This window comes from Oleiphilus sp. HI0067 (assembly GCF_001635735.1).
This window is the reverse complement of record NZ_LWFI01000707.1, coordinates 1-277: the sequence shown is the minus strand read 5'-3', so window position 1 is coordinate 277 and position 277 is coordinate 1. Positions and strand designations below refer to the sequence as shown.

1 protein-coding gene is annotated in these 277 nt (G+C 45.1%); it reads right to left on the bottom strand.

Going from position 1 to position 277, the window contains the following annotated elements:
- Positions 1–277: hypothetical protein (locus A3739_RS29670; RefSeq protein WP_197472183.1), on the bottom strand; the 277-nt coding region annotated here is incomplete at both ends.

Sequence of the window (277 nt, the reverse complement as noted above, 5' to 3'; positions counted from 1 at the left end):
ACACGAGAAATCGTCATGTTCTTAACTACATATTGACCACGGCCGCCGACTGTACCAAGCTCGAATTTAGCTACGGGCTGATCTGTAGTGAAAGAGTAACTATCCTCTAGATTTCCACTCTCTCGAAAACCACCTTGTGAATCAATTAGATTGCCGTGTGTATCATACGCACGGATCACAACCTGAGTAGCCTGGTTATTGTTCGCATCAAACCAACTTCCTAGACCGCTTAATTCGAAGGTCACATGGTTGATCTCATCACCTGAGATCTCGACTG